This window comes from Streptomyces peucetius (genome assembly GCF_025854275.1).
In the GTDB taxonomy this organism is placed as follows: Bacteria; Actinomycetota; Actinomycetes; order Streptomycetales; family Streptomycetaceae; genus Streptomyces; species Streptomyces peucetius_A.
Window position 1 is genome coordinate 7,266,571 of the sequence record NZ_CP107567.1, and the last position, 15,330, is coordinate 7,281,900.

Here is a 15,330-nt window from a genome sequence, read left to right on the forward strand (position 1 = left end):
CGGCGGGCCGCCAGGGCGTTAACGGCCGGTGAACTCCCGCTTCCGTTCATCCGATAGCCTCAGCCGACGTGCCGCCGCCCCACAGCCGGGCCGGGCCGCCGTGCTCCAGCAACGTCAGCTCCAAGGAGTGAGTTCGTCTGTCGACCGCCATCCTCACCGGTCCGCCCGTACCCGGATCGTCGCTCGAGGGCGATCTGCGGTCGCTGGGCTTCGACGTGCGGGTCGCCAACGGCCCCGAACACACCGCCGCGCTGATCGCGGCCGTCCCCGGTGCCGAGCGCGTCGCCGTGGTCGACCCGCGCTTCGTGGGCCATGTGCACTCCCTGCGGCTGGCGCTCACCGACCCGCGGTTCCCCACCGCCGCCGTCACCGGCGCGCTCACGGCCCAGCCGGCCGCCCGAGCCGCGCTGACCGGCGCGGTACGGGCCGTCTCGGCCACCGTGCCCGCCGGAGCGGGCGCCGTGGCCGGTAACGGTGTGGTCGACGGCGTCACCGCCGAGCTCGAGGCCCAGGGCGTGGCCGTGCACCGCCCCGACCTGGGATCACTGGTCGCCGCCGTGCCCTCGGAGGCGGAGGAGCGGCACCGCGTGAGGGCCGCCGTGGAGGCCGTCGACGACGAGGCGGTACGGCTGCGCTCCGCCGTGAAGGCGCGCGACGGCTTCTTCACCACGTTCTGCGTCAGCCCCTACTCCCGTTATCTCGCACGCTGGTGCGCGCGCCGCGGACTGACCCCGAACCAGGTCACCACCGCGTCCCTGCTCACCGCGCTGGTCGCGGCGGGCGGCGCGGCCACCGGCACCCGCGCCGGGTTCGTCGCGGCCGGCCTGCTGCTGCTCTTCTCGTTCGTACTGGACTGCACCGACGGGCAGCTCGCCCGCTACTCCCTGCAGTACTCGACGATGGGCGCCTGGCTCGACGCGACCTTCGACCGGGCCAAGGAGTACGCCTACTACGCGGGCCTCGCGCTCGGCGCCGCCCGCGGCGGGGACGACGTGTGGGCACTCGCGCTCGGCGCGATGGTGCTGCAGACCTGCCGGCACGTCGTGGACTTCTCCTTCAACGAGGCCAACCACGACGCGGCGGCGAACACGAGTCCGACCGCCGCCCTGTCCAGCAGACTCGACAGCGTCGGCTGGACGGTCTGGCTGCGCCGGATGATAGTGCTCCCGATCGGCGAACGCTGGGCCATGATCGCCCTGCTCACCGCCGTCACCACGCCCCGCATCGTCTTCTACGCCCTGCTCGTCGGCTGCTCGCTGGCCGCCTGCTACACCACGGCCGGCCGGGTGCTGCGCTCGCTGACGCGCAAGGCGCACCGCACGGACCGTGCCGCCCGGGCGCTCGCCGACCTCGCGGACTCCGGGCCGGCGGCCGAGGCCGTGGCCCGCGCCGCCGCCCGCCGTGCGCGGCGGCTGCCGGGCCCCGCACCCCTGGCGGCGGCCGCCGCCGGCGCGGCCGCAGTCGTGGCGACCGCCGCGTTCGCCGGCTTCGGCAGCGCCTGGACGGTCGTCGCCGCCCTCGTGTACGCAGCCACCTCGGGAATCGCCGTCGCCCGGCCCCTCAAGGGCGCCCTCGACTGGCTCGTCCCCCCGGTCTTCCGGGCCGCCGAGTACGGCACGATCCTCGTCCTCGCCGCCCACGCGGGGGTGAACGGTGCATTGCCTGCGGCTTTCGGCCTGATTGCCGCCGTCGCCTACCATCACTACGACACGGTGTACCGCATCCGCGGCGGCACCGGCGCGCCCCCGCACTGGCTGGTGCGGACGATCGGCGGGCACGAGGGACGGGTCCTGGCGGTCACGCTGCTCGCCCTCCTGCCGGGCGGCACAGACTTCACCATCGCGCTGACGGTCCTCACTGCGGCCGTGGCCCTCGTGGTGCTGGTGGAGAGCATCCGCTTCTGGGTGTCCTCGCAAGCACCCGCCGTACACGACGAAGGAGAACCCGCATGATCGGCCTCGTACTGGCTGCCGGTGCCGGACGGCGTCTGCGCCCCTACACCGACACGCTCCCGAAGGCCCTCGTGCCGGTCGGCCCCGAACAGGACGGGGAAGCGACCACGGTCCTCGACCTGACGCTCGGCAACTTCGCCGCGATCGGGCTCACCGAGGCCGCGATCGTCGTCGGCTACCGCAAGGAGGCCGTGTACGAGCGCAAGGCCGAATTCGAGGCGAAGTACGGGCTGAAGCTCACCCTCGTCGACAACGACAAGGCGGAGGAGTGGAACAACGCCTACTCCCTGTGGTGCGCCCGTGACGTCCTCGCCGAGGGCGTGATCCTCGCCAACGGCGACACCGTCCACCCCGTCTCCGTCGAGGAGACGCTGCTCGCCGCCCGCGGCGACGGCCGGAAGATCATCCTCGCCCTCGACACGGTGAAGCACCTCGCCGACGAGGAGATGAAGGTCATCACCGCCGACGGCAAGGGCGTCCGCCGGATCACCAAGCTGATGGACCCGGCCGACGCCACCGGCGAGTACATCGGCGTCACGCTCATCGAGCCGGAGGCCGCCGCCGACCTCGCGGACGCGCTCAAGGCCACCTTCGAGCGCGACCCCGACCTCTACTACGAGGACGGCTACCAGGAACTGGTCAACCGCGGCTTCACGATCGACGTGGCGCCCATCGGGGACGTCAAGTGGGTCGAGATCGACAACCACGACGACCTCGCGAAGGGCCGTGGGATCGCGTGCCAGTACTGACCCGTCTCATCCCCTCGCCGGTCGTCGTCGACATCCGCTCCGGCGCCCTGGACGATCTCGCCGTCATCCTGGCCGACCAGCGCATCTCCTCCTCCGGCCGCCTCGCCGTCGCGATCAGCGGCGGCTCGGGGCAGAAGCTGCGCACCAAGATCGCGCCGGCCCTGCCGGGCGCCGACTGGTACGAGGTCTGCGGCGGCACCATCGACGCCGCGGTGAAGCTGGCCGACGACATCAAGGGCAAGCGGTACGACGCGGTCGTCGGCCTCGGCGGCGGCAAGATCATCGACGTGGCGAAGTACGCCGCCGCACGGGTCGGGCTGCCGCTCGTCGCCGTCGCGACCAACCTGTCGCACGACGGCCTGTGCTCGCCGGTCTCCACCCTCGACAACGACAACGGCCGCGGCTCCTACGGCGTGCCCACGCCGATCGCCATGGTCATCGACCTGGACGTGATCCGCGACGCCCCGGTGCGCTTCGTCCGCTCCGGCATCGGCGACGCGATCTCCAACATCTCCTCGATCGCCGACTGGGAGCTGTCGCAGCGGATCACCGGCGAGAAGGTCGACGGCCTGGCCGCCGCCATGGGACGCACCGCGGGCGAGTCCGTGCTGCGCCACCCCGGCGGCGTCGGCGACGACGAGTTCCTCACCGTGCTCGCCGAGGCACTGGTGCTGACCGGCATCGCCATGTCGATCAGTGGCGACTCCCGGCCCGCCTCGGGCGCCTGCCACGAGATCAGCCACGCCTTCGACCTGCTGTACCCCAAGCGGGCCGCCAGCCACGGTGAGCAGTGCGGCCTCGGCGCCGCCTTCGCGATGCACCTGCGCGGCGCCCACGAGGAGTCGGGCCTGTTCGCCGAGGTGCTGCGCCGGCACGGGCTGCCGGTGCTGCCCGAGGAGATCGGGTTCACGCCGGACGAGTTCGTGCGCGCCGTGGAGTACGCGCCGCAGACCCGCCCGGGACGCTTCACCATCCTCGAGCACCTCGACCTCACCCACGACCAGATCAGGGACGCGTACGCCGACTATGCCAAGACCATCAGTAGCTGAACTCCGCCCCGTCGTGCACCCGGCGGGTGTGAAGGACCGGCGCAGCGGTGAGCACTGGGGCGGCCGCCTGTACATGCGCGAGATCTCCCTGCGCATCACCCGCCTGCTGGTCACCACCAAGGTCACGCCGAACCAGCTGACCTACGTGATGACCCTCGCCGGCGTCCTCGCCGCTCCGGCCCTGCTGGTGCCCGGTATATGGGGTGCCGTCCTCGGCGCCGTGGCGGTCCAGCTCTATCTGCTGCTCGACTGCGTCGACGGCGAGGTGGCCCGCTGGAAGCAGCAGTTCTCGCTCTCCGGGGTGTACCTGGACCGGGTCGGCGCCTACCTGTGCGACGCGGCGGTCCTGGTCGGCTTCGGCCTGCGTGCCGCGGACCTGTGGGGCAGCGGCCGGATCGACTGGCTGTGGGCCTTCCTCGGTACGCTGGCCGCACTCGGCGCGATCCTGATCAAGGCGGAGACCGACCTGGTCGGTGTCGCCCGGCACCAGGGCGGGCTGCCGCCGGTCAAGGAAGCGGCTGCCGAGCCGCGCTCGTCCGGGGTGGCGCTCGCCCGCCGGGCGGCGGCCGCGCTGAAGTTCCACCGGCTGGTCCTCGGCATCGAGGCGTCCCTGCTGATCGTGCTGCTGGCCGTCCTGGACCAGGTCAGGGGCGACCTGTTCTTCAGCCGCCTCGGCGTCGCCGTGCTGGCCGGCATCGCGCTGCTCCAGACGCTGCTGCACCTGGTCTCCGTCCTGGCGTCGAGCAGGCTGAAATGAGCTCACCGCTGAAGCTGGGCGCCGTCGTCATCACGATGGGAACCCGGCCCGAGGAACTGCGCGCCCTCCTCGACTCGGTCGCGAAGCAGGACGGCGACCCGATCGAGGTGGTCGTCGTCGGCAACGGCGCCCCCGTGGCCGACGTGCCCGCCGGGGTGCGCACCGTGGACCTGCCGGAGAACCTCGGCATCCCGGGCGGCCGCAACGTCGGCATCGAGGCCTTCGGCCCCGGCGGCTCGGACGTCGACGTCCTGCTCTTCCTCGACGACGACGGGCTGCTGCCCGACACCGGCACCGCCCGGCTGGTCCGCGAGGCCTTCGAGGCGGACCCGGGGCTCGGCATCGTCAGCTTCCGCATCGCCGACCCGGAGACCGGGCTCACCCAGCGCCGCCACGTCCCGAGACTGCGCGCCTCCGACCCGATGCGCTCCTCGCGGGTGACCACCTTCCTCGGCGGCGCCAACGCCGTGCGCACCAAGGTCCTGGGCGAGGTCGGCGGCCTCCCGGACGAGTTCTTCTACGCGCACGAGGAGACGGATCTCGCCTGGCGCGCGCTGGACGCCGGCTGGTCCATCGAGTACCGCGCCGACATGCTGCTCCTCCACCCGACGATGCCCCCGTCCCGGCACGCGGTCTACCACCGGATGGTGGCCCGCAACCGGGTGTGGGTCGCGCGCCGCAACCTGCCCGCGCCGCTGGTGCCCGTCTACCTGGCGGTGTGGATGCTCCTCACCCTGGTGCGGCGCCCGTCGCTCCCGTCGCTCAAGGCGTGGTTCGGCGGCTTCGCAGAGGGGTGGCGCACCCCGTGCGGACCGCGCCGTCCGATGAGATGGCGTACGGTGTGGCGTCTCACCAGGCTGGGCCGACCTCCTGTCATCTGACATGCTCGGCTCTGAGAGCATCGGGGCAGCAGGCCGGTGAAGGCCGCGCCCCGAATTGCCGCGCATCTTGAACACGAAAGTTTCAACTTGTGAGTGACACAACCCATGACGGCGCCGTCGCGATGAGTCCCGCACCGTCGCCCGACGACGGCCTGTCCCCGTCGCAGCTCGCCGCCAAGTACGGGCTGTCGGTCAGCGGTGCCCGTCCCGGCCTGGTCTCCTACATCAGGCAGCTCTGGGGCCGGCGCCACTTCATCCTCGCCTTCTCCCAGGCGAAGCTGACCGCCCAGTACAGCCAGGCCAAGCTCGGCCAGCTCTGGCAGGTGGCGACACCGCTGCTGAACGCGTTCGTCTACCTGGTGATCTTCGGGGTGATCCTGAAGACCAGCCGTGGCATGTCGATGGACGTCTACATCCCGTTCCTGGTGACGGGCGTGTTCGCGTTCACCTTCACGCAGAGCTCGGTCATGGCGGGCGTGCGTTCGATCTCCGGGAACCTGGGGCTGGTGCGCGCCCTGCACTTCCCACGGGCCTCGCTGCCGATCTCCTTCGCGCTGCAGCAGCTACAGCAGCTGTTGTTCTCCATGATCGTGCTGCTGGCGATCGTGGTCGGCTTCGGCAGCTATCCGGCGCTGTCCTGGCTGCTGGTGCTCCCGGCACTCGCCCTGCAGTTCGTGTTCAACACCGGCCTCGCCATGATCATGGCCAGACTGGGCTCGAAGACCCCCGACCTCGCGCAGCTGATGCCGTTCGTCATGCGGACCTGGCTCTACGCCTCCGGCGTGATGTTCTCCATCCCGGTGATGCTCGCCGACAAGCCGGCCTGGATCGCGGACGTCCTCATGTACAACCCGGCGGCCGTCTACATGGATCTCATCCGCTTCGCACTGATCGACGGCTACGGCTCCGAGAACCTGCCCTCGCACGTGTGGGCCGCGGCCCTCGGCTGGGCCGTCCTGATCGGCTTCGCGGGCTTCGTGTACTTCTGGAAGGCTGAGGAGCGGTACGGCCGTGGCTGAGAACAACGACAACAGGGCCGGAGCGCGTGTCCCGACGGTCATCGCCGACGACGTGCACATCGTCTACCGGGTCAACGCGGGCAGCGGCGGCAGGGGCAGCGCCACGGCGGCGCTGAGCCGGATACTGCGCCGCGACAAGGGCGAGTCCCGCGGGGTGCGCAAGGTCCACGCGGTACGGGGTGTCAGCTTCACCGCGTACCGCGGCGAGGCGATCGGCCTGATCGGCACCAACGGCTCCGGCAAGTCCACCCTGCTGCGCGCCATCGCCGGCCTGCTGCCGACCGAGAGCGGCAAGGTCTACACCGACGGCCAGCCCTCGCTGCTCGGCGTCAATGCCGCGCTGATGAACGATCTGACCGGCGAGCGCAACGTCATACTCGGCGGCCTGGCCATGGGCATGTCGCGCGAGGAGATCCGCGAGCGCTACCAGGGGATCGTCGACTTCTCCGGAATCAACGAGAAGGGTGACTTCATCACCCTGCCGATGCGCACGTACTCCTCCGGCATGGCGGCCAGGCTGCGCTTCTCCATCGCCGCGGCGAAGGACCACGACGTGCTGATGATCGACGAGGCACTGGCCACCGGCGACCGCCGGTTCCAGATCCGCTCGGAGCAGCGGATCAGGGAGCTGCGCAAGGAGGCCGGCACCGTGTTCCTGGTCAGCCACAGCAACAAGTCGATCAGGGACACCTGCGACCGTGTCCTGTGGCTGGAGAAGGGCGAGCTCCTGATGGACGGCCCGACCGACGAGGTCATCAAGGCGTACGAGAAGGAGACGGGCAAGTAGCCCGGTCCGTACGGACCGCAGGGCCCCCGCCGCGCCGGAGCGGCGGGGGCCTTCCCGCGCCGGTGATCCGGGTACGACCGCCCACGCCCCTGAGCTCACGTCCCTGCGGGCGCTCGATGCCGGTGTCGACGTTCCTCGGCCCGCGGTCGCTTCGCTCCCTTGGCCTCGTCGCTTTCGACACCGTCGCGCCCTCCGGTCCGTTCGCGGCGCGGACCGGTTCGTCAAGGTATGGTCAAGTTCCTTGTGATGCGCCGGTGTTGGGGTGAAGGGCCACGCTGTCGGGATGCGCGTGACACCCCGGGGCGTCGCGGAGCGTTGTACAACGTAAGCTGTACCGGTACTGATCGCGGCAACTCGGGTGATATGCCGTGGGCCGACCGGCCGGGTCCTCCACCTCCGCGTGGTGGACTGGGGTGCAGCGTGCGGCGGCGTGTCCGAAATGAGATGTATTGGGTCGGCAGTGTAGAACGGGAGATGTGACGGCCGTGACGGGAAATCTCCAGCTCCGAGAGCGCTGCGCCGTCTCCTCCCATGATGCCGTGCCGTTCCCCGCGCCTGGCAGCGCGCAGTGACGGGCACCGCGCAGGCCCCCGCCCGCGCCACCCTCGACAAGGCGGCCGACGAGAACTTCCCCGTCGCCCCCTTCTTCCTGCCCCGCGCCTGGCGCGACGATCTCATGGCCGTCTACGGCTACGCCCGCCTCGTCGACGACATCGGCGACGGCGACCTCGCGCCGGGCGGCGCCGACGCCCGCCGGCTCGGCGTCCCGCCGGAGCGCGCCGACGACCGGCTGGCCGTGCTCGACGCCTTCGAGGCCGACCTGCACCGGGTCTTCGGTCCCGGTGGCGACGCCCCCCGGCACCCGCTGCTGCGCGCGCTGCGCCCCACGGTCCGCCGCTGCTCGCTCACCCCGGAGCCCTTCCTCAGGCTGATCGCCGCCAACCGGCAGGACCAGCTGGTCCGCCGCTACCCGACGTACGACGACCTCGCCGCCTACTGCCGGCTGTCCGCCGACCCCGTGGGCCGGCTGGTGCTCGGCATCACCGGCACCACCACCCCCGAGCGGGTGCGCCGCTCCGACGCGATCTGCACCGCGCTGCAGATCGTCGAGCACCTCCAGGACGTCGCCGAGGACCTGGCGCGCGACCGGATCTACCTGCCTGCCGAGGACATGAAACGTTTCCACGTGTCCGAGGCCGACCTCGCCGCGCCGACCGCCAACGCCTCGGTGCGCGCCCTGGTCGCCCACGAGGCGCGGCGCGCCCGCGCGCTGCTCGACGAGGGCATGCCGCTGGTCGGCAGCGTCGACGGCAGACTGCGGCTGCTGCTGGCCGGTTTCGTCGCCGGCGGGCGTGCCGCGCTCGCCGCGATCGCCGCGGCCGGACATGATGTGCTGCCCGGGCCACCCAGAGCCACCAGGGCGAACCTGCTGCGTGAAGTGGGAGCAGTCTTGCGAAGAGCGCGTAGAGAGGGATGAGCCGGACGATGGAGGGACCGACCGTGGTGCCCGCGCCGGTGCAGGCCGCGTACAGCTACTGCGAGGCCGTCACCGGGCAGCAGGCCCGTAACTTCGCCTACGGCATCAGGCTGCTGCCGCCGCACAAGCGGCAGGCGATGTCGGCGCTGTACGCGTTCTCCCGGCGTGTCGACGACATCGGCGACGGCACGCTGAAGCCGCAGGCCAAGCAGGAGCGTCTCGAAGGCACCCGGGAACTGCTCGGCCGCATCAGGCGGGGCGCCGTCGACGAGGACGACACCGACCCCGTCGCCGTCGCGCTCTCGGACGCCGCACGCCGCTTCCCCCTGCCGCTCGGTGGCCTCGACGAGCTCATCGACGGGGTGCTGATGGACGTACGCGGCGAGAGCTACGAGACGTGGGACGATCTCAAGGTGTACTGCCGGTGCGTCGCGGGCGCCATCGGCAGGCTCTCGCTCGGCGTGTTCGGCACTCAGAGCGGCGCGCGCGGGGCGGAGCGCGCCGCCGAGTACGCCGACACGCTGGGGCTCGCGCTCCAACTGACCAACATCCTGCGGGACGTGTCGGAGGACGCGGCCAACGGCCGCACCTATCTGCCGGCGGACGACCTCGCCAAGTTCGGCTGCTCAGAAGGCTTCCACGACACGACCCCGCCGCCCGGCTCCGACTTCAGCGGCCTCGTCCGCTTCGAAGTCCGGCGCGCCCGGGCCCTGTTCGCGGAGGGCTACCGGCTGCTGCCGATGCTCGACCGGCGCAGCGGCGCGTGCGTCGCCGCGATGGCCGGCATCTACCGCCGCCTCCTCGACCGCATCGAGCGCGATCCGGAGGCGGTGCTGCGCGGACGGGTCTCCCTGCCCGGGCGCGAGAAGGCGTACGTCGCGGTCCGCGGCCTCTCGGGCCTCGACGCCCGCCTCATCGGGCGCCAGACCCATGGGGGCCGCCGATGACGCCCACGACACGCGTGCCCTGCACCCACGGGGGCGCCCCGGCCCGACCCGGACGGGCCCCGGACAGGACCGTCGCATCCCCGGACGGCGCGGCACGGATGTCCGTCGCCGGACCGCCCTCGGCGGCCGGCCGGTCCTCGCCGGCTGCCGGCCCGGGCCGAACCGTGCCGCGCCGCGGGGCCCGCGACCACGGCCTGGGCCTGCGCCGCCGGCGCACCGAGGACCTGGCCGGCCTGGAAGCCGCCCCTCCCGACGGGCGGCTCGTCCGCACCGGCGCCGCGAACCGGCGGGAACCGCGGCACACGCCCGGCCGGGCGCGCCGCGCCTCGACGCCGACCCGCCCGCAGGGCGCAGCCCCAGCGACCCCGGAGGCAGACGCATGACGGCCCCCGGCAGCACGTCCGCACGGCACGCCGTGGTCGTCGGCGGCGGTATCGCCGGTGTGACCGCCGCGCTCCGGCTCGCCGACGCCGGTGTGGGCGTCACGCTGCTCGAGGGCCGGCCGCGGCTCGGCGGGCTCGCCTTCTCCTTCCGCCGCGGCGACCTGACCGTGGACAACGGCCAGCATGTGTATCTGCGGTGCTGCACCGCCTACCGCTGGTTCCTCGACCGCATCGACGGCGCCCGTCTCGCCCCGGTCCAGGACCGCCTGGACGTGCCCGTGCTCGACGCAGCCGCCCGGCGGGGCCCCCGGCTGGGCCGCCTGCGGCGCAGCGCCCTGCCCGTACCGCTGCACCTCGGCGCGAGCCTTGCCCGCTATCCGCACCTCACCCTCGCCGAGCGGGCCGGCGTCGGACGTGCCGCGCTCGCCCTCGGCAGGCTCGACCCGGCCGACCCGGCACTGGACGGCATCGACTTCGCCACCTGGCTCGGCCGCCATGGCCAGTCGCCGCGCGCCGTCGCCGCCCTGTGGGATCTGGTCGGCCTGGCCACGCTCAACGCGCGTGCTCCGCAGGCGTCCATGGGGCTCGCCGCGATGGTCTTCAAGACCGGACTGCTCTCGGAGCCGGGTGCAGCCGACATCGGGTGGGCCCGGGTGCCGCTCGGCGAGCTGCACGACACGCTCGCCCGCAAGGCCCTCGATTCCGCCGGCGTCCGCACCGAACTGTCCACCCGGGTACGGGAGATCAGCCGGGCTGCGGACGGCCGCTGGCAGATCGCGGTGGACGGCGAGGAGCTCGAGGCCGACGCCGTCGTGCTCGCCGTCCCGCAGCGCGAGGCCCACGCGCTGCTGCCCGACGGCGCGCTGGAGGACCCGGACCGGCTGCTCGACATCGGCACCGCCCCGATCCTCAACGTCCATGTGCTGTACGACCGCAAGGTGCTGCGCCGCCCGTTCTTCGCCGCTCTCGGCACGCACGTCCAGTGGGTCTTCGACCGCACCGAGGCGTCCGGGGTGAAGGAGGGCCAGTACCTGGCCGTGTCCCAGTCGGCCGCCCAGGACGAGATCGACGAGCCGGTGTCCGTGCTGCGCAAGCGGTATCTGCCCGAGCTGGAGCGGTTGTTGCCCGCGGCGCGCGGCGCCGGGGTGCGGGACTTCTTCGTCACCCGTGAGCGGACGGCGACGTTCGCGCCGTCCCCCGGCGTGGGCCGGCTGCGGCCGGACACGCACACACGCGCCCAGGGCCTGTACCTTGCTGGCGCGTGGACTGCCACCGGCTGGCCCGCGACCATGGAGGGCGCCGTGCGAAGCGGGTTCAGTGCCGCGAGTGCTGCGCTCTCCGCGCTCGGCCGCCGCCATGAACATCCGCTCGAGGAGGCGGCGTGAGCACCAGTACTGGAACCAGAGGAGTAAGCGTGCCGACAGTGCACTCCGCGTACCCGGCTGACGACACCGCACAGAGCGCGGAGGGCGTCGACGTCTCCGCGCTGCTGGAGCGCGGACGGACCCTGTCCACGCCGGTGCTGCGCGCCGCCGTGGACAGGCTCGCGCCGCCCATGGACACCGTCGCCGCCTACCACTTCGGCTGGATCGACGCGCAGGGCCGGCCGTCCGACGGCGACGGCGGCAAGGCGGTACGCCCGGCGCTGGCGCTGCTGTCGGCGGAGGCCGCCGGGGCCGCGCCCGAGGTCGGCGTCCCCGGTGCCGTGGCCGTCGAGCTCGTGCACAACTTCTCGCTGTTGCACGACGATCTGATGGACGGTGACGAGCAGCGCCGTCACCGCGACACCGTCTGGAAGGTGCACGGGCCCGCGCAGGCGATCCTCGTCGGCGACGCGCTGTTCGCCCTCGCGAACGAGGTGCTGCTGGAGATCGGCACCGTGGAGGCCGGACGGGCCACCCGCCGGCTCACCACGGCCACCCGCAAGCTCATCGACGGCCAGGCCCAGGACATCTCCTACGAGCACCGCGAGCGGGTCACCGTCGAGGAGTGCCTGGAGATGGAGGGCAACAAGACCGGCGCCCTGCTGGCCTGCGCCGTCTCCATCGGCGCCGTGCTCGGCGGCGCCGACGACAGGGCCGCCGACACACTGGAGGCGTACGGCTACCACCTCGGTCTCGCCTTCCAGGCCGTCGACGACCTGCTCGGCATCTGGGGCGACCCGGACGCCACGGGCAAGCAGACCTGGAGCGACCTGCGCCAGCGCAAGAAGTCCCTGCCGGTGGTCGCGGCCCTCGCCGCCGGCGGCGCGGCCTCCGAGCGGCTCGGCGAACTGCTCGCCGCCGACGCCAAGAGCAGCGACTTCGACAGCTTCTCCGAGGAGGAGTTCGCCACCCGGGCGGCTCTGATCGAGGAGGCCGGCGGCCGGGAGTGGACCTCCCAGGAGGCTCGCCGGCAGCACGCCGTCGCGATCGAGGCCCTCAGCGGCGTCGACATGCCGGAACGGGTCCGCGCGCAGCTCGTCGCGCTCGCGGACTTCGTCGTCGTACGAAAGAGATGATCGCCATCGTTACCGCCCTCGCCGCCGCAAGGACCGACCGGAGCAGCAGCCGCACGATATGAAGCGCGTCGCCGGCCGGTGACCTCCTCGTGTCACCGGCCGACGTCAGACCCCAGCTCAGCAGAGACCACTGCCACGAAGGGGAGACACATGACAGCGACGACCGACGGAAGCAGCGGGCCCCTGAGGGGCGCCGCCGCCACTGCCGGCGAGACCACTCCGACGAGCGCCGCCCGGGTCACCGAGGCGGGCGGAGACGTACGGGAAGCGGCCGGCCGGGCCGCGGAACGCGCCGTGGAGCATCTGCTCGCACGGCAGGACGCCCAGGGCTGGTGGAAGGGCGACCTCGAGACCAACGTGACCATGGACGCCGAGGATCTGCTGCTGCGGCAGTTCCTCGGCATCCAGGACGCGGCGACCGTCGAGGCGTCCGCCCGCTTCATCCGCGGGCACCAGCGTGACGACGGCACCTGGGCGACCTTCTACGGCGGGCCGGGCGAACTGTCCACCACCATCGAGGCGTACGTCGCACTCCGGCTGGCCGGCGACCGGCCGGACGACCCGCACATGCAGCGCGCCGCCTCGTGGGTCCGCAGCCGGGGCGGTATCGCCGCGAGCCGTGTCTTCACCCGGATCTGGCTCGCCCTGTTCGGCTGGTGGAAGTGGGACGACCTGCCCGAGCTGCCGCCCGAGCTGATCTTCCTGCCGAAGTGGTTCCCGCTGAACATCTACGACTTCGGCTGCTGGGCACGGCAGACCATCGTGCCGCTCACCGTCGTCTCCGCGAAGCGGCCGGTACGGCCCGCCCCCTTCGCCCTGGACGAGCTGCACACCGACCCCGCCCTGCCCAACCCGGGCAAGCGCCTTGCTCCCGCAGCGAGTTGGGACGGCTTCTTCCAGCGCGCCGACAAGGCGCTGCACGCCTACCACAAGGTCGCTCCGCGCCGGCTGCGCCGGGCCGCGATGAACGCGGCGGCCCGCTGGATCGTCGAGCGCCAGGAGAACGACGGCTGCTGGGGCGGCATCCAGCCCCCGGCCGTGTACTCGGTGATCGCCCTCCGGCTGCTCGGCTACGACCTGGAACACCCGGTCATGCGGGCGGGGCTCGAGTCGCTGGACCGGTTCGCCGTGTGGCACGAGGAGGACGGCCTGCCCGTCCGGATGGTCGAGGCCTGTCAGTCGCCGGTCTGGGACACCTGCCTGGCCGTGATCGCCCTGGCCGACGCCGGGCTGCCCGCGGACCACCCGGCGCTGGTGAAGGCGGCCGACTGGATGCTCAGCGAGCAGATCGTACGGCCCGGCGACTGGGCCGTACGCAGGCCCGGTGTCGGTCCGGGTGGCTGGGCGTTCGAGTTCCACAACGACAACTACCCGGACATCGACGACACCGCCGAGGTGGTGCTGGCCCTGCGGCGGGTGAAGCATCCCGACCCGGAGCGGGTGGACGCCGCCGTGGCGCGCGGCACCCGCTGGACCCTCGGCATGCAGTCCCGGGACGGGGGCTGGGGCGCGTTCGACGCCGACAACACCAGCCCGTTCCCGAACCGGCTGCCGTTCTGCGACTTCGGGGAGGTCATCGACCCGCCGTCGGCTGACGTCACCGCGCACGTCGTCGAGACGCTCGCCCACGAGGGCATGACCGACGACCCGCGCACCCGGCGGGGCATCCGGTGGCTGCTCGACCAGCAGGAGGCGAGCGGCGCCTGGTTCGGCCGGTGGGGCGTCAACTACGTCTACGGGACGGGCGCGGTGGTGCCGGCCCTGACGGCGGCGGGACTGCCCGGTTCCCACCCGGCGATCCGGCGCGCCGTCCGCTGGCTGGAGTCCGTACAGAACGAGGACGGCGGCTGGGGCGAGGATCTGCGCTCCTACCGGGACGAGAAGTCGATCGGCCACGGCGCTTCCACGGCCTCCCAGACCGGCTGGGCGCTGCTCGCCCTGGTGGCGGCGGGGGAGCGGGAGAGCAAGGCCGTCGAACGGGGCGTGGCCTGGCTGGCCCGGACACAGCAGCCGGACGGCTCCTGGGACGAGCCGTACTTCACCGGCACCGGCTTCCCCTGGGACTTCTCCATCAACTACCACCTGTACCGGCAGGTGTTCCCCCTCACCGCACTCGGCCGCTACGTGCACGGGGAGCAGTTCGCCGGCCGTACCGGTGCCCGCAAGGGGGGCTGATGGGAGACAGCCGGGAGCCGTCCGGCTCCGCCGTCCCGCTGCTGATCGCCTGCGCGCTCGGCATCGAGAAGCTCGCCCTGCGCGCCGGTGACCGTGGCCGCTCCGCGAGTGACGTGACGGTTCTCAGCACCGGGATGGGACCGCTCAACGCGGGGCGTGCCGTGCGCGCGGCCTGCGGGTCCGGCCCCCTCGCCCGGGCGGCGGTCGTCGCGTCCGGCTTCTGCGCGGGGCTCGCCCCCGGCATGCATCCGGGCGACCTGGTGGTCGTGGACGAGGTCACGCTCGGCGGAACGCGCACCGCCTGCACCCACACGGACCTGCTGGTGAAGGCCGTCGCCAAGGCCGTGCCCGGCCGCACGGTGCACACCGGACCGCTGACCGGCGTCGACCACGTGGTGCGCGGCCCCGAGCGATCGCGCCTGCTGGCCACCGGCGCGATCGCCGCGGACATGGAGTCCGCGGCCACACTGAACAGCGCCTTGGAGGCGGGACCGCGCCCTGTTGCAGCCGTACGGGTGGTCGTGGACGCTCCGGAACACGAACTGGTACGCATCGGCACACTTCGCGGTGGAATATCGGCCTTCCGCGTTCTTCGTGCCGTAATGCCCGCATTTTCTGAATGGCACCGTTCTTTGCTGCTCCCCAGGAGGTGAG

General features: G+C 72.4%; 13 protein-coding genes. All 13 read left to right on the forward strand.

All coding sequences use genetic code 11. The features are described from left to right. Window positions 1-137: 137 nt before the first annotated feature. The gene (locus OGH68_RS32800; RefSeq protein ID WP_264250400.1) at window positions 138-1,952 is read left to right on the forward strand and encodes a CDP-alcohol phosphatidyltransferase family protein; all 1,815 of its coding nucleotides are present in this window, start codon (window positions 138-140) and stop codon (window positions 1,950-1,952) included. Continuing rightward, on the forward strand, window positions 1,949-2,701 hold the full coding sequence (locus OGH68_RS32805) for a phosphocholine cytidylyltransferase family protein (protein ID WP_264249048.1): 753 nt from the start codon (window positions 1,949-1,951) through the stop codon (window positions 2,699-2,701). The genes OGH68_RS32800 and OGH68_RS32805 overlap by 4 nt, the downstream gene beginning before the upstream one ends. Further along, window positions 2,689-3,750 (forward strand): iron-containing alcohol dehydrogenase family protein, encoded by a 1,062-nt coding sequence (locus OGH68_RS32810; RefSeq protein WP_264249050.1) that lies wholly within the window; start codon window positions 2,689-2,691, stop codon window positions 3,748-3,750. The genes OGH68_RS32805 and OGH68_RS32810 overlap by 13 nt, the downstream gene beginning before the upstream one ends. Further along, window positions 3,728-4,507, forward strand: coding sequence for a CDP-alcohol phosphatidyltransferase family protein (locus tag OGH68_RS32815; protein ID WP_264249051.1), 780 nt, complete (start codon window positions 3,728-3,730; stop codon window positions 4,505-4,507). Before OGH68_RS32810 ends, OGH68_RS32815 begins: the two co-directional genes overlap by 23 nt. Beyond that, complete coding sequence (locus OGH68_RS32820; RefSeq protein ID WP_264249052.1) at window positions 4,504-5,388, forward strand: glycosyltransferase family 2 protein; 885 nt, start codon at window positions 4,504-4,506, stop codon at window positions 5,386-5,388. The genes OGH68_RS32815 and OGH68_RS32820 overlap by 4 nt, the downstream gene beginning before the upstream one ends. An 89-nt stretch (window positions 5,389-5,477) precedes the next feature. Then, window positions 5,478-6,407: an ABC transporter permease gene (locus OGH68_RS32825; protein ID WP_264249053.1), complete on the forward strand. Its 930-nt coding sequence runs from the start codon at window positions 5,478-5,480 to the stop codon at window positions 6,405-6,407. Next, entirely contained in the window at window positions 6,400-7,194 is a 795-nt protein-coding gene (locus tag OGH68_RS32830) for an ABC transporter ATP-binding protein (protein ID WP_264249054.1), read from the forward strand. Before OGH68_RS32825 ends, OGH68_RS32830 begins: the two co-directional genes overlap by 8 nt. Before the next feature lie 568 nt (window positions 7,195-7,762). Next, entirely contained in the window at window positions 7,763-8,671 is a 909-nt protein-coding gene (hpnC, locus tag OGH68_RS32835; protein WP_264249056.1) for a squalene synthase HpnC, read from the forward strand. After that, window positions 8,668-9,618 (forward strand): presqualene diphosphate synthase HpnD, encoded by a 951-nt coding sequence (hpnD, locus tag OGH68_RS32840; protein WP_264249057.1) that lies wholly within the window; start codon window positions 8,668-8,670, stop codon window positions 9,616-9,618. Before hpnC ends, hpnD begins: the two co-directional genes overlap by 4 nt. 379 nt (window positions 9,619-9,997) lie before the next feature. Continuing rightward, window positions 9,998-11,386, forward strand: coding sequence for a hydroxysqualene dehydroxylase HpnE (gene hpnE, locus OGH68_RS32845; protein WP_264249058.1), 1,389 nt, complete (start codon window positions 9,998-10,000; stop codon window positions 11,384-11,386). Window positions 11,387-11,424: 38 nt separating this feature from the next. Further along, a complete protein-coding gene (locus OGH68_RS32850) occupies window positions 11,425-12,501 on the forward strand; it encodes a polyprenyl synthetase family protein (RefSeq protein ID WP_264250402.1) in 1,077 nt (358 codons plus the stop codon). A 150-nt stretch (window positions 12,502-12,651) separates the two neighbouring features. Next, a complete protein-coding gene (gene shc / locus OGH68_RS32855) occupies window positions 12,652-14,676 on the forward strand; it encodes a squalene--hopene cyclase (RefSeq protein WP_264249060.1) in 2,025 nt (674 codons plus the stop codon). After that, window positions 14,676-15,329: a 1-hydroxy-2-methyl-2-butenyl 4-diphosphate reductase gene (locus OGH68_RS32860; RefSeq protein ID WP_264249061.1), complete on the forward strand. Its 654-nt coding sequence runs from the start codon at window positions 14,676-14,678 to the stop codon at window positions 15,327-15,329. The genes shc and OGH68_RS32860 overlap by 1 nt, the downstream gene beginning before the upstream one ends. Window position 15,330: the final 1 nt, after the last annotated feature.

What these genes read in the sequence shown, in the direction of transcription:
- OGH68_RS32805 (WP_264249048.1), top strand. Translation starts at nt 1,949, where the DNA reads ATGATCGGCCTCGTACTGGCTGCCGGTGCCGGACGGCGTCTGCGCCCC.
- OGH68_RS32815 (WP_264249051.1), top strand. Translation starts at nt 3,728, where the DNA reads ATGCCAAGACCATCAGTAGCTGAACTCCGCCCCGTCGTGCACCCGGCG.
- OGH68_RS32820 (WP_264249052.1), top strand. Translation starts at nt 4,504, where the DNA reads ATGAGCTCACCGCTGAAGCTGGGCGCCGTCGTCATCACGATGGGAACC.
- hpnD (WP_264249057.1), top strand. Translation starts at nt 8,668, where the DNA reads ATGAGCCGGACGATGGAGGGACCGACCGTGGTGCCCGCGCCGGTGCAG.
- hpnE (WP_264249058.1), top strand. Translation starts at nt 9,998, where the DNA reads ATGACGGCCCCCGGCAGCACGTCCGCACGGCACGCCGTGGTCGTCGGC.
- shc (WP_264249060.1), top strand. Translation starts at nt 12,652, where the DNA reads ATGACAGCGACGACCGACGGAAGCAGCGGGCCCCTGAGGGGCGCCGCC.
- OGH68_RS32860 (WP_264249061.1), top strand. Translation starts at nt 14,676, where the DNA reads ATGGGAGACAGCCGGGAGCCGTCCGGCTCCGCCGTCCCGCTGCTGATC.